This window comes from Staphylococcus intermedius NCTC 11048 (assembly GCF_002902385.1).
GTDB classification, from domain to species: domain Bacteria; phylum Bacillota; class Bacilli; order Staphylococcales; family Staphylococcaceae; genus Staphylococcus; species Staphylococcus intermedius.
In genome coordinates, this window is sequence record NZ_PPQH01000092.1 from 1 (window position 1) to 12,373 (window position 12,373).

Annotated in this window: 15 protein-coding genes and 2 pseudogenes; 12 read left to right on the plus strand and 5 right to left on the minus strand. The window is 31.5% G+C overall.

Going from position 1 to position 12,373, the window contains the following annotated elements; translation table 11 throughout:
- Together CD138_RS12570 and CD138_RS12575 are read right to left on the minus strand one after the other, a co-directional pair.
- Positions 1-816: PH domain-containing protein (locus CD138_RS12570; RefSeq protein WP_142380761.1), on the minus strand; the 816-nt coding region annotated here is incomplete at its 3' end.
- Positions 813-1,313: a PH domain-containing protein gene (locus CD138_RS12575; protein ID WP_103266001.1), complete on the minus strand. Its 501-nt coding sequence runs from the start codon at positions 1,311-1,313 to the stop codon at positions 813-815. The genes CD138_RS12570 and CD138_RS12575, both read right to left, overlap by 4 nt.
- A 242-nt stretch (positions 1,314-1,555) precedes the next feature.
- Between CD138_RS12575 and CD138_RS12580 the strand changes: the two genes are divergently transcribed.
- The 6 genes from CD138_RS12580 to CD138_RS12605 all read left to right on the plus strand — a co-directional run bounded on the left by CD138_RS12580 (position 1,556) and on the right by CD138_RS12605 (position 5,745).
- Positions 1,556-2,614: an efflux RND transporter periplasmic adaptor subunit gene (locus tag CD138_RS12580; RefSeq protein ID WP_019169735.1), complete on the plus strand. Its 1,059-nt coding sequence runs from the start codon at positions 1,556-1,558 to the stop codon at positions 2,612-2,614.
- Positions 2,611-3,297, plus strand: a complete 687-nt coding sequence (locus tag CD138_RS12585; RefSeq protein WP_019169736.1) for an ABC transporter ATP-binding protein — start codon at positions 2,611-2,613, stop codon at positions 3,295-3,297. The genes CD138_RS12580 and CD138_RS12585 overlap by 4 nt, the downstream gene beginning before the upstream one ends.
- Positions 3,290-4,477: an ABC transporter permease gene (locus CD138_RS12590; RefSeq protein ID WP_019169737.1), complete on the plus strand. Its 1,188-nt coding sequence runs from the start codon at positions 3,290-3,292 to the stop codon at positions 4,475-4,477. Before CD138_RS12585 ends, CD138_RS12590 begins: the two co-directional genes overlap by 8 nt.
- Before the next feature lie 16 nt (positions 4,478-4,493).
- Positions 4,494-5,072, plus strand: a complete 579-nt coding sequence (locus CD138_RS12595) for a hypothetical protein (protein WP_019169738.1) — start codon at positions 4,494-4,496, stop codon at positions 5,070-5,072.
- A gap of 91 nt (positions 5,073-5,163) precedes the next feature.
- Positions 5,164-5,460 (plus strand): DUF2089 family protein, encoded by a 297-nt coding sequence (locus tag CD138_RS12600; RefSeq protein ID WP_019169739.1) that lies wholly within the window; start codon positions 5,164-5,166, stop codon positions 5,458-5,460.
- 42 nt (positions 5,461-5,502) lie between these two features.
- Complete coding sequence (locus CD138_RS12605) at positions 5,503-5,745, plus strand: hypothetical protein (RefSeq protein ID WP_258026516.1); 243 nt, start codon at positions 5,503-5,505, stop codon at positions 5,743-5,745.
- A gap of 284 nt (positions 5,746-6,029) precedes the next feature.
- On the opposite strand, the gene CD138_RS12610 is transcribed toward CD138_RS12605, so the two are convergent.
- From CD138_RS12610 to CD138_RS14730, 3 genes and pseudogenes are all read right to left on the minus strand, one after another.
- Positions 6,030-6,650, minus strand: a complete 621-nt coding sequence (locus CD138_RS12610) for a recombinase family protein (protein WP_019169741.1) — start codon at positions 6,648-6,650, stop codon at positions 6,030-6,032.
- 639 nt (positions 6,651-7,289) lie between these two features.
- Positions 7,290-7,883: a recombinase family protein gene (locus CD138_RS12615; RefSeq protein WP_096560282.1), complete on the minus strand. Its 594-nt coding sequence runs from the start codon at positions 7,881-7,883 to the stop codon at positions 7,290-7,292.
- Positions 7,884-8,056: 173 nt separating this feature from the next.
- Positions 8,057-8,173 (minus strand): annotated as a pseudogene (locus CD138_RS14730) (rhodanese-like domain-containing protein); the annotation flags it as partial.
- Between the two features lie 356 nt (positions 8,174-8,529).
- On the opposite strand from CD138_RS14730, the gene CD138_RS14090 reads away from it, so the two are divergent.
- From CD138_RS14090 to CD138_RS12640, 6 genes and pseudogenes are all read left to right on the plus strand, one after another.
- Complete coding sequence (locus CD138_RS14090) at positions 8,530-8,625, plus strand: type I toxin-antitoxin system Fst family toxin (RefSeq protein ID WP_115341668.1); 96 nt, start codon at positions 8,530-8,532, stop codon at positions 8,623-8,625.
- A 233-nt stretch (positions 8,626-8,858) separates the two neighbouring features.
- The gene (locus CD138_RS12620) at positions 8,859-9,533 is read left to right on the plus strand and encodes an IS6 family transposase (RefSeq protein WP_096560280.1); all 675 of its coding nucleotides are present in this window, start codon (positions 8,859-8,861) and stop codon (positions 9,531-9,533) included.
- Positions 9,534-10,034: 501 nt separating this feature from the next.
- On the plus strand, positions 10,035-10,268 hold the full coding sequence (gene mazE / locus CD138_RS12625) for a type II toxin-antitoxin system PemI/MazE family antitoxin (protein ID WP_019167423.1): 234 nt from the start codon (positions 10,035-10,037) through the stop codon (positions 10,266-10,268).
- Positions 10,261-10,611, plus strand: coding sequence for a type II toxin-antitoxin system PemK/MazF family toxin (locus CD138_RS12630; protein ID WP_019167422.1), 351 nt, complete (start codon positions 10,261-10,263; stop codon positions 10,609-10,611). Before mazE ends, CD138_RS12630 begins: the two co-directional genes overlap by 8 nt.
- A 282-nt stretch (positions 10,612-10,893) precedes the next feature.
- A pseudogene (gene fosB / locus CD138_RS12635) lies at positions 10,894-11,317 on the plus strand (FosB/FosD family fosfomycin resistance bacillithiol transferase).
- A gap of 30 nt (positions 11,318-11,347) precedes the next feature.
- On the plus strand, positions 11,348-11,791 hold the full coding sequence (locus CD138_RS12640; RefSeq protein WP_019167421.1) for a GNAT family N-acetyltransferase: 444 nt from the start codon (positions 11,348-11,350) through the stop codon (positions 11,789-11,791).
- The last annotated feature ends 582 nt before the right edge of the window (positions 11,792-12,373 follow it).

Sequence of the window (12,373 nt, forward strand, 5' to 3'; positions counted from 1 at the left end):
ATTATCTTTTTGGATTAAATTTTCATTACTTTTTAAAAGCCCATGATCAGTACGTATAAAATTATCATTGTTAAATAATTTAAAGTTTGAGTATGTTAAAAAGGTTTTAATAAAAGAAAAAATTAAAGAGAATAGGTATAAAAGGGACAAACCTAAGATAAAATTAAATGTACTTTCTTGAAAGAAAGAAATAATGTTTTTTATTGGTATGTTAATTTTTATAAAATCTGATATTTGATTAGATAAAGTATAAACGAAGCTAATAAAAATCAAAGCGCTTACTGAAGAAAAAGCTTTCTTAGTTAATAAAACTTTATCTATTGAAAAATCAACATTAGGATAACTATGGTCATCCTTGTTAACTTGCATTAAAGACAATAGCCTCCTCAAATTATCGTTATTAATATAATGAATTTTAATTCCTTCTTTTGAATCTATCTCTGCTGTAGTTAACTTCAAAGAAGATAAATTTAAAAGTTTCTCAAAGATGTTTTTATTTATGCTATATCCAACAATATTTTTTAAGTCCACTTTTTTTTGTGTTTTGAAGAAAGCACCCTTTTTTAAAAGAATAAATTCTTCATTTACTTCAATGGTATAGTTTTTCCAGTAAAAAATAATACTAACTAAAGATATGAGGATATACGATATTAAAATGGGGGTCTTGAAAAACAAAATACTATATATATAATGACTTAACAAATTAATTAACACATATATAAATAAAGAATCCCTTAATCTCGCAGTAAAAGCCAATAACATCCAAAAAGGATGTATTTTTATTTTTAGCTCTTTATTTTCCCTAAAATTTCTCACTTTTCCTCCTCCTCATCGAGTACTTTATTTTCAGATAGATAGTTTAAATATTCATTCACACGACTAGAAGATATACCAGCTATTTCATGAGTGTAGGCTACAGTTTTAAATTTCAAAGTATACAAATCATACTTTTTCATCAATGGATTTTGGTAAATATCAAAAAAATAAATGTCTTTTATATAAACTACAATGTGTTGGTTATATAAAATTCCACCTTTTTTTATTTGCAAAAAATCTCCACTTATACTGAATCTAAACAAATCATACTTGAATTTTAAAATAAATAATAATTCTGCGAAAAAAGATATTAAAACTAAAAAAATTATAATAATGAAAATTATTTTTACTATTTCATACCATTCATAATGTATAGATAAAAATAAAAGTAAAACGGTTGATATTAGTGTAATAGAGTGCGTAATAAAATGAGATACAACCCATAATTTCACAACATTTTTTGAAAGTTTCAAATTTGGTATAGGTAGTGTTTCCATATAACTGTATCCCCTTTGTAATCAATATTAATAATAAAAACGCTTTTATATATAATTAAGCTTATCACAAAACATTCTAAGAAGTGTTTCCAATAAGTGAAAAATCAGATAAAATTAAATTGGTAAAACTTTCTTTCGTATTTACTTATATATACCTTAAACGTATGGGTTAATTGCAACGAACAATATTGTTTATCTAGAGGATTACTTCTATATTTAAAAACATAAGAGGAGAAATTATTTTGAAGAAAAAAACGCTAATTTTACTTTCAATAATTGGTTTGTGTTTTCTATTAATAGTTGCTTTTATTACTAAAGCAATGACAGAAGATAACGATAAAAATGAAATAACAAAGTATGATACATATCAGGTAAAAACTGAAAGTCCGATTAAAGTGACAGGAAAGGTTTCGCCAGAATCTATTAAAACTTATCAAAATAATACGCAGTTAGGGGATTTCGTCAGTGTACAAGTCAATGAAGGGCAACGTGTTACCCAAGGCACCCCTCTGATTAATTACGATATTAACCCGAATAAACGTAATGAATTATATCAACAAGTGCGTCAAGCAGAAGCTAAAGGGGATCAAACAGCCATCAATCAAGCGTGGAAACAACTGAATCAATATGATAGTCAAGTGAACGACAGTGTCTATGCGACGTTCAATGGGATTGTATCGGATATTAAAAAGACAAATGTGGGTAACGGCGAACCGATTTTAAAATTAATCGCCGATGAACCTCAAATTAAAACGACGGTCTCGGAGTTTGATTTAAACAAAATTTCGGTCGGTGACGACGTGAATGTTACCGTGACCAGCACTGGTAAAAAAGGAAAAGGCAAAATTAAAAGTATTTCTGAACTCCCGACAAGTTATGACCAAGATCAACAAGCAGGTAGACAAGGTGCGATGAGTGGGGCCGACCCAAGTGGAGATTCTGGAGAAGGACAAGCGATGACCGCGTCTAATCCGACGGAAACCAATCCAACTGGCGGAGATGACAGCGCATCTTCAAAATATACTGTGATGATTGGGGACTTAGATTTTGATGTGCGTAACGGTTTCTCAGTTGAAGCTGAGATCCCCCTCGACACGATTAAACTCCCATCGTCTGTGCTGACGAAAGACGATCACGTGTATGTGGTGGATAAAGACGGTACAGTTCATAAACGACAAATTAAATATGATGACAATAATGGGGACCTCATTTTGAAAAAAGGTCTGAAGAAAGGTGACAAACTCATCAAAAATCCTGATAGCGATTTAAAAGACGGGAAAAAAGTTGAGGTGTCCTCATGATAGAACTCAATCATGTGAACCGAAGTTTTAAAAACGGCAACGAAACGAATCACATTTTAAAAGACATTCACTTACGAATCGATGCAGGTGAATTTGTGGCGATTATGGGGCCTTCAGGTTCAGGGAAAAGTACGCTTATCAATATTTTAGGGTTTATCGATCGCGGATACGAAGGCGACTATTTGTTTGATGGCCATAATTACCAACAACGTTCAGATAATGAACTGGCCGCCATCCGTAACCGCACTGTTGGCTTTGTGTTCCAGAACTTTAAGCTGATTCAAAACAATACGATTTTAGAAAATGTGAGTATTCCCTTACTCTATGCCGGCCTTTCTGCAAGAACCCGTAAAGAACGTGTGCGAGCGATGTTACATGAAGTCGGTCTTTACGATAAAGAACAACTTGTGCCGAACAAGCTTTCAGGAGGCCAACAGCAACGTGTCGCTATCGCAAGGGCGATTGTTAATGAACCTAAGTTTATCATTGCGGATGAACCGACAGGGGCACTAGACTCAAAGACTTCACAAGATATCATGACATTGTTTTTAAAGTTAAACAAAGAACAAGGGACAACCATGATTGTAGTCACGCATGATCCGAAAGTCGCCGCACAAGCCGATCGCGTCATTCATATTTTAGATGGTCGTATTCAAAAAGAAGAGGTGAACGTGCATGGGTAACTTTAACAATATTATTCACGTCGCCTTACGTTCTATCTTGAAAAATAAGCGTCGTAATATTTTTACGATGATTGGGATTATTATCGGTATCGCCGCGGTCATTACCATCATGTCATTGGGAAACGGGTTTAAAGAAACTACCAATAAGGAATTCAATGATGCGGGGGCGTCTAAAAATACCGTGCTCATTGATTATATAGATAATCAAGCCGCCGAAGGAAAACCCCCGGCGAACACGACACCTTTCACGGCCTCAGATCTAGATCTTGCCAAACAAGTGAAAGGGGTACAAGATGCGAAACTGAAGAAGAATGATCAAGATGGACTAAGCAGTGAAGCTCGGAGCGTTAATAAAAAATCTGATATCACGATTAAACCGAAAACGTCCGCACGTGAGACCCAACAAGGAAAAGGGTTCTCGTCTGATGATAACGAAACCTCAGAACGCGTCGCAACGATTAGTTCCGATGTGGCTGATAGCTTATTTAAAGGAGATGCGGTCGGCAAGACGATCTATATTGATGGGATGGGATTTGAAGTGGTTGGCATCCAAAATGAGATGGTCACACCAAACCTCGTTCAAATTCCTACTAACACATTGCATCGTTATTTGCCAAATTTAACTTCCGCAACGCCGCAATTAGAAGTAAAGTTTAATGAAAGTATGAGCAAAAAAGACGTGGCCAATGCGGTCGCAGATAAATTAAATAAAAGCGGGTCGGCTGTGGGTAGCGGAACGTACCAATACACAGATATGGAAGCGCTCATGAAAAACATCAACAAAGTATTTGATGCGATTACGTACTTTGTGGCAGCGGTAGCAGGTATTTCCCTCTTTATTGCCGGTATCGGTGTCATGAACGTGATGTACATTTCTGTGGCGGAACGTACGGAAGAAGTCGCTATTCGCCGTGCTTTTGGCGCCAAAGGACGCGACATTGAACTTCAATTTTTAATTGAAAGTGTCATTTTGTGTTTAATCGGAGGCATCATTGGTTTAGTCATTGGAATAGCGATTGCCGCTCTCGTTGATGCGTTAACACCAGATTATATTAAAAGTTCAGTTACCCTAGGTTCAGTCCTCCTCGCGGTGGGCGTCTCCTCCTTAATTGGTATTGTCTTTGGATGGATTCCGGCCCGTGCGGCATCTAAAAAAGAACTGATTGATATTATTAAATAATTAGAGGAAGTGTATTATGGATATAGAAAAAATGTTGTTTGTACAAAGCGTAAAAAAATCTAATGACAATAATAAATGGATAATACATTTTATAATAGGTGTCATAATGTATTGCTTAATAGGAATAATAAACTCTTACATGCAAAATGGAAAAATAGAATTTCTTAGCTCTTTAGTAATAGCTATATTTAATGTTACATTTTCGATTTTAATAATTTTTTTGATTATTTTAACGATTTCTAAAATCATGAAGTCAGAGACTAAAGTGGCTATAATATTTTCATCTTCTGTTTTTATAATGTTATGTTTAACGGTTTTTAATGGTATTGTAACTATAGTACAGTCTATGTTTTCATTAGATACTAGTGAGTACAGTATTATTAGCCTAAATATTTTTAATAGCAATATTCCAGAACTAGCAGCATTTAACCTTATTAATTTGTTATTTCCTTATTTAGTGTGGGTTGTTTTATATACAGTGTCGAAATTAACTCTAAAATCATCGATAATATGGGCTATCTTAGTAGGTATTGTTAATTTAGCAATAGATTTACTTGTTATTCAATTAGTAGAAGTACTAAAAACTCTTATGTGAGTGGTGTCCTTAAATAAAATTAAAGATCCGTTGAACTTTGTTAAAATTTATGTTAATATGTCATTGTAAAAGTTAAAGGGGATTATAATTGATGACTGATAAAAAAATACCGGAATGGTTATTGTCTCTTGAAAATGAAGACATGGAATTTATTAAACAGTTCATTCTTTCATCTGGTTCATTAAAAGATATAGCAAAATTTTACGGAGTATCTTATCCTACAGTTCGTTTAAGACTGAATAATTTAATTCAAAAATTAAATATTGTGGATCAACAAAATGAAAGTGATTTTGTTAAATATATTAAACATCTAACTATTGAAGATAAAATATCTCTGTCGGATGCTAAGAAAATCATTAATCTATACTATACTGAAAAGAAAGGTTAAATTTAAATGAATGAAATAATAACTATAGTTATACTTATTATTATGTTAGCAATACAGTATTTTCTTTCATCTTCAACTAATAAATACCTAGGTCTAATAATTCCTATTGTTTTTAGTGGATTTGTTATATTTATGTTAGTTACTGATAGGTTAGGAATAATAACATCATTAGTTCTCTTGGTATTAGGTCTAATATTTTTACTAGAGCAATGGTATAAAGGTCAAAAAAATAACAAGAGGAAGATGAATAAAGAACTTACAAAAATGAAAAGCAAAGATTTATAAAAAACAAAAGATAAAGCTGCAACTTTATCTTTTGTTTCTCCCTTTTTTTCTGATTAGCAAAAGATTTTTAATTAGTAGAAATTGAGTATGTTTAAATACACCTCAAAATTAGATTTATTAATCTAATTTTGAGGTGTATTTTTATGATTCTCCGTCAAATAGAATTAGAAAGGCATTAATGAGTCTTAGTTTAGTATGTAATAAATAATTCTTTTTTATGATTGTTCTTCTAATCATTTTGATGTCTTCTCAGACTTATTATATCTCTTCTACGTTGTATTATATTAGTCATTTGTAGGTTTTGCATTGCCTAATAGTTCATTTTTAATTCTGTAAACTGTTTGTCTTGTAATATTAACTTCTTCCGCAATTTTGCTAATGGCTTTTCCTTCTTCTAACATTTTTACTACTGTATGATAGATAATACGTTTTTGAGGATCTTTTACATTAGCTGCATACAATAAAGGACGCCCTTTATATACACCATTTTTTTCGCGACTTCTATCCCTTGAGCTTGTCGAAGTTTTCTTTCTTTCTTGTTCTGGAATTATTGCTAAGATTTGAATGATTAATTCTTTCATAAATTTATCTAATAATGGATTACCAATAACCTCATTCATCATAGGCAAACTTGTAATTATTAATTGAACGTCTTTGTCTTTTAAATAATTAACCGTATTAATAACTTCATCATAATTGCGACCTAGACAATCAATCGATTCTACTACAAAGCGATCGCCCATATTGACGAAATTAAGAGCTTCTCGAAAGACAGATCTATTATCTATTGATTTTCCTGATTGTTTTTCAGTGAAAATTTTCTCAGTCCCAAAAACTTTTAAATTTTCTAATTGCCGTTCTAAATTTTGATTCACTGATGAGACTCTCGCATAGCCAACAATCATTATTGTTCCCTCCAAAATTAGCATACCCTAATAATATAGTTGGATCGCTAGATTTCAATAATTCGTTTTGTATAATTAAGGTATGCTTATAATAAACAACAACATACACATATGTATAAACATATAGATATGCATATACACTCTTCTTTTTGGTGTCATATACCTATATGAAAGAAAAATCATTTTTATGTCTCCCATTAAAAAGATTAGTCGTAGTTTTAATTTAGATATATGGATTTGGTAGAATGACTATTGTAACAAAGTTGGATAGACGATGATTAATCTCTTGAAAAGAGGTAACGCCTATAGTTATAGTTGTTACTCTTAGAAGGTATAGCATGTCTAATTAAGAGCCCTAAATAACCATTCTCAACTTTTGGCATAATAGGTAGAATGGTTATATAAACCGAAAAGCCCCCGTGTTTTAACTGGATTTCTAGCCACGTGTATCAACACGTAGCCTTATTTCTAAAGTCAGTATATCATGTATAGAAATAAAAATCTGACTATGATTTTCATAAAGTTTTCGTAATTTGATGATTAATCCTCATTTGTATTACTTTCTAGAGCAAATGAGACACTATTAATCAAAAAATGCCTCATTATCTCGTTTAATTCTATAAACAGTTGAACTGCAAATTAGTTAGATACTTCTCCATGATTTTCATCTTCTTTGTTCTCTAATTTATTGAGATAACGATAAATTGTTGTACGTGAAACCTGCCATTGCTCTGCAATAGTTTTAATGGGTGTCCCATTATCATAAAGTGTTTTGAGTAGTTTTAAATCTTTACGATTTAACTTTTCAGGTCGACCCCCAAGACGACCTCTGGCACGAGCAGCAATTCTACCCGCTGAAGAACGTTCTAAAATTAAATTACGTTCAAACTCTGCAAACGCCGCAAATAAATGGAATAATAATTGTCCTGTAGAACTTGATTTATTCATCGTTATATTTTCTTCTAAACTATGAAAACTCACCCCTCGTTCGTTAAGCTCATTGACTAGTGTGATTAAACCCTCCATATTACGTCCTAATCTATCTAATCTCCACACAACAATCGTATCTCCTGATCTCGCAAATTCAATCACTTTATCTAAACCCGGTCGTTTACTTTTTGAACCACTTATATAATCGCTAAATATCTTTTCACAGCCATACGCCTTTAACCGATCTTCCTGTAAATTTAAATTTTGCAATCCAGTTGAAACTCTTGCATAACCTATTTTCAAAATGATGACCTCCTATGCATTCATATAGTTAGTGTACCATAACTTAATCCCAAGACCTTTTATGAACGTAGATTATTTGATGAGTTTATGAACATATAAATCTATAAATTACTTACTTGTTTAGAGATAAAAGAGAGTGTACAGAAAATATCCATTTTCTGTACACTCATTAATTATTTTAGTAATCTTGGAAAAGCTTGATAACCTTCTCTAATATTTATGATGTTTTCAAATCCCTTTTATTCTAATATACCTATTGCAATCGAACTTCTAACGCCCGATTGACAATGACATATATTTTATTCGGTATAGTTGCAAACTATATCTATGATAAGATTAAATGATTACAAACAAAAACCCCCACAAAGCTTTGGTCGGCTGTGAGGGTTTTGCTATCCTATGCACATTGTTTCATCGTTAATTTAATTATACCGTCATTAACGATTTTTGTAAAACAAGTTATATATACCTTATACATTGCACTAGTTATGCATCATTCTAAATAATATTAATTTCTTTGTGTTCTAAAATAGAATCGTTTAACTTATCGAAAATAAGCACCTGTGCTTGTACATTTTTGATGATATAATGATAGAGTCGCCTATCTCTCAGGCGTCAATTCAGACGCAGAGAGGAGGTGTATAAAGTGATGCTTATTTTCGTTCACATCATAGCGCCAGTCATCAGTGGCTGTGCCATTGCGTTTTTTACTCATTGGCTAAGTAAACGCAATAAGAAATAGGTGACATATAGCCACACCAACAAAAATCCCCTCACTATTGCGAGTAGTGGGGGGATTGGTGTATAAGTGAATACTTATTTTCGTTACCTAAATTATAACATTGGCGAATGGCAAAATGCAAAATTAGTATCTACATAGTACGATTGCTTCAGATTATCACACAGTAGATAGGGTTCTGTTGCAAAGTTAGAAATATAGTATAATAAATAGTAAACAAAAATGAGGTGCAGAGGATGAATTATTTCAGATATAAACAATTTGACAAAGATGTCATTACTGTAGCCGTTGGCTACTATCTAAGATATGCATTAAGTTATCGAAATATATCTGAAATATTGAGAGAACGAGGCATCTATGTTCATCACTCAACAATTTATCGATGGGTACAGGAATATGCTCCTATTTTGTATCAAATTTGGAAGAAAAAGCATAAAAAAGCTTATTATAAATGGCGTGTTGATGAGACATATATCAAAATAAAAGGAAAATGGTGCTATTTATATCGTGCGATTGATGCAGATGGCCATACACTAGATATTTCATTACGTAAGAAACGAGATAATCACTCAGCATATGCGTTTATTAAGCGGCTTATCAAGCAATTTGGAAAACCAAAAATGATAATTACAGACCAAGCACCGTCAACGAAGGCTGCAATGTCTAAACTAATCAAAGATTTTAAACTTAACCCGAACTGTCATTGTACTTCTAAATATTTAAATAATCTCATTGAACAAGATCATCGTCATATCAAATCAAAGAAAATAAGTTATCAAAGTATCAATACGGCAAAGAATACGATCAAAGGCATTGAATGTATTTATGGACTATATAAAAAGAACCGCAGGTCTCTTCAGATCTACGGATTTTCGTCATGCCACAAAATTAGCATCATGCTAGCAAGTTAAACGAACACTGACATGACATATTAGTGGTTAGCTATATTTTTTTACTTTGCAACAGAACCCTATTGCAGATACTACAATTTAGCCAGAATGAAGTTATAGATTAAATGGTTAAAGATTAAGATTAAAAGAACTTGAGAAGCGGTTAAATGCTTCTCTTTTTTATTTAAAACATAGACAACAGTAGACAATCATGTATAAGAGTGTACAAATTGGTGGTTATTGATTATATAATGTACAGATCATAACGATAATTATAAATATTACGGAGTAATAGTCTTTTGTTTAGTGTAAGGTAACGTGATTAAAACAGATGATTATATAGGAAAATACATCTATAGAAGTGGATTTGAAGAGCAGTTATAAAAGCTAGGTGTATGGATGTTAATGAAATGGCGCAGAAATGACAATGAGTGAAAGCTAAAATTATGCTAAGAGTGTAATTACTTGTAATTACATATATGAAGATTTACAATATATAATCAAAAGCAGGAGGTAATACCTATGGATAAAGTAAAAACAAGAAAACAAGGTAATGCTGTGATGGTAACAATAGCCAAAAAATTCAATGTTCCTGAAGGGCAAGAATTCTATATAACAAAAGAAGCGGACGGAACAATTTCTCTTATTCCTAAGATACAAGATTATTTCAAGGATGTAACGGCAGGAGAATTTATAGACGAAGAAGATTCATTAGCTCAAAATTTTACAACTTTAGGAAATGAATTAGATGAATAGTATTTCACAAGGGACATTAATATATATAGATTTTGAACCATCAAAAGGTAGTGAAATTAAAAAAAGAAGACCAGCTATTGTAATCAGTCGAGATGAATATAATTTAGCTTCCAATTTAGTGATCGTTTGTCCGATAACATCGACAGATAAAGACAGACCTTATTTTGTTCCAATTAATAATAAAAATTTAAAGCCGAATAGTAAAGTAAATACTAAACAAGTGTACAGTTTAGATTATACAGAAAGAGCAGGAAGAAACATTCAAATAATCGGTAGAGTTACCAATAAAGAATTAATGAACATAGCTCAACATTTTCTAATGAATTTTAACTTTAATTTTTAACAGGTTATCTAGGGTGGTATTCCCTTCTCTTTTGTACTTTTAAGATGATAATAGCTGAAGTATTAAAGAAACAAGGCATATAGTTATAGAAAAAATAGTTGCAAACATGAATACTTTTTTCCAAGGAAGTCTCTTGTCATTACGATTTAAAAAATTAACAGAAATAGACACAACAAAAGTACATATTATAAAAATTATAATTTATGCAAATATTGCCAAAAATGCTCACTTCCTTTCTAAAAGTATTATATAATACTTTTTAACATAAATAGGAGGGCTATAATGATAAAATCTATCAATCATATATGTTATTCTGTTAGTAATTTAGATAATTCTATACCTTTTTATAAAGATATTTTATGTGGAGAATTATTAGTAAGTGGAAAAACAACTGCATATCTTGATATTGGTGGCTTATGGGTGGCATTAAATGAAGAAAAAGATATTCCTCGAAATGAAATTCAATATTCATACACACATACATACAGCATTTGCTATAGAGGAAAGTGAATATAATAGTTGGTATCAATGGCTCAAGAAAAATAACGTGAATATATTAGAAGGACGAACTAGAAACCTAAGAGATAAGCAATCAATTTACTTTACTGATCCTGATGGACATAAGTTAGAGTTACACATTGGCACACTAGAAAATAGAATGAATTATTATAAAGATACAAAGCCGCATATGGTATTTTATAAGTAAGCAGGTGTTTTTATAACCATATATACGAGATTGTTTAAAGAAAAAGACTTTAGCCAAATCAATGACTTATTACAATTATATAATGATTTAGGATATCCAACGACGCGTAATGAACTTATTCATCGCTTAAATGAAATTAATAATCACAAAGATTATTATATGTTACTACTGATTGAGGAGAATCAAATTATTGGGTTTAGTGGAATGTGTAGAATGATGTTCTATGAAAATAATGGGAAATATATGCGTATATTGGCTTTTGTTGTTAATTCAAAGTTTAGAGAAAAAGGATTAGGATCATTATTACTAAAGGAATCTGAAAAGTTAGCTGATAAGTTAAATTGTAAAGCGATGACAGTAAATAGTGGAATTAGAACAGAAAGAGAAAAAGCACATGAGTTTTATAAAGCTTATGGTTTTGAAAAAATTCTTACGGATTTTCTAAAAATATCAACTAATGATATTTTGTATTAGCTAAACTTAAACTGAATCAAATTAAATGATAAGAAGCGGAAGAAAATAAATAGCAATATTGAAAAGATTAGGTATATAGCCTGATCTTTTTTATTTAGGCTTATATATCCCCTATCTGTATAGTTGAGGTATTTGTATATGCTTTGGATAACAATATTATCATTTAAGCTAAAATTAAGGCTTATGTGGACGAATTTGGATAAAAGGGTACAAAGTATTAGATGGATTCAAAACGTTCGTTATATGCGTTCTAAGAAGGCAACTTTTTACAAGTAAAGAACCAAGTCCCCTCCCCTACCTAAAAATAGATAAAAAGAAGCGGTAAATAGGTTGTGTGTATAACAATGTGTAGATTGATATGCATACTAGTGTGTATAAGAAAACAAACGAAAAAGAGGTGTGGATATGATTATTGTAACGTTCAATGCAGTAGATGGGGGAGTTGGTAAAACAACATTATCTTCTAATTTGGATGATAAAAACAGAGGTTCTGTTGCAAAGTCAGAAAAAATATAACTAATTATCATTTTAACTGGTAGTATTTCCTTAACTGACCAACATATGACTAATTTCATAGCACGG

Coding starts and splice junctions, on each gene's coding strand:
- CD138_RS12575 (WP_103266001.1), bottom strand. CDS start 1,313: ATGGAAACACTACCTATACCAAATTTGAAACTTTCAAAAAATGTTGTG.
- CD138_RS12585 (WP_019169736.1), top strand. CDS start 2,611: ATGATAGAACTCAATCATGTGAACCGAAGTTTTAAAAACGGCAACGAA.
- CD138_RS12590 (WP_019169737.1), top strand. CDS start 3,290: ATGGGTAACTTTAACAATATTATTCACGTCGCCTTACGTTCTATCTTG.
- CD138_RS12595 (WP_019169738.1), top strand. CDS start 4,494: ATGGATATAGAAAAAATGTTGTTTGTACAAAGCGTAAAAAAATCTAAT.
- CD138_RS12600 (WP_019169739.1), top strand. CDS start 5,164: ATGACTGATAAAAAAATACCGGAATGGTTATTGTCTCTTGAAAATGAA.
- CD138_RS12605 (WP_258026516.1), top strand. CDS start 5,503: ATGTTAGCAATACAGTATTTTCTTTCATCTTCAACTAATAAATACCTA.
- CD138_RS12610 (WP_019169741.1), bottom strand. CDS start 6,650: ATGATTGTTGGCTATGCGAGAGTCTCATCAGTGAATCAAAATTTAGAA.
- CD138_RS12620 (WP_096560280.1), top strand. CDS start 8,859: ATGAATTATTTCAGATATAAACAATTTGACAAAGATGTCATTACTGTA.
- mazE (WP_019167423.1), top strand. CDS start 10,035: ATGGATAAAGTAAAAACAAGAAAACAAGGTAATGCTGTGATGGTAACA.
- CD138_RS12630 (WP_019167422.1), top strand. CDS start 10,261: ATGAATAGTATTTCACAAGGGACATTAATATATATAGATTTTGAACCA.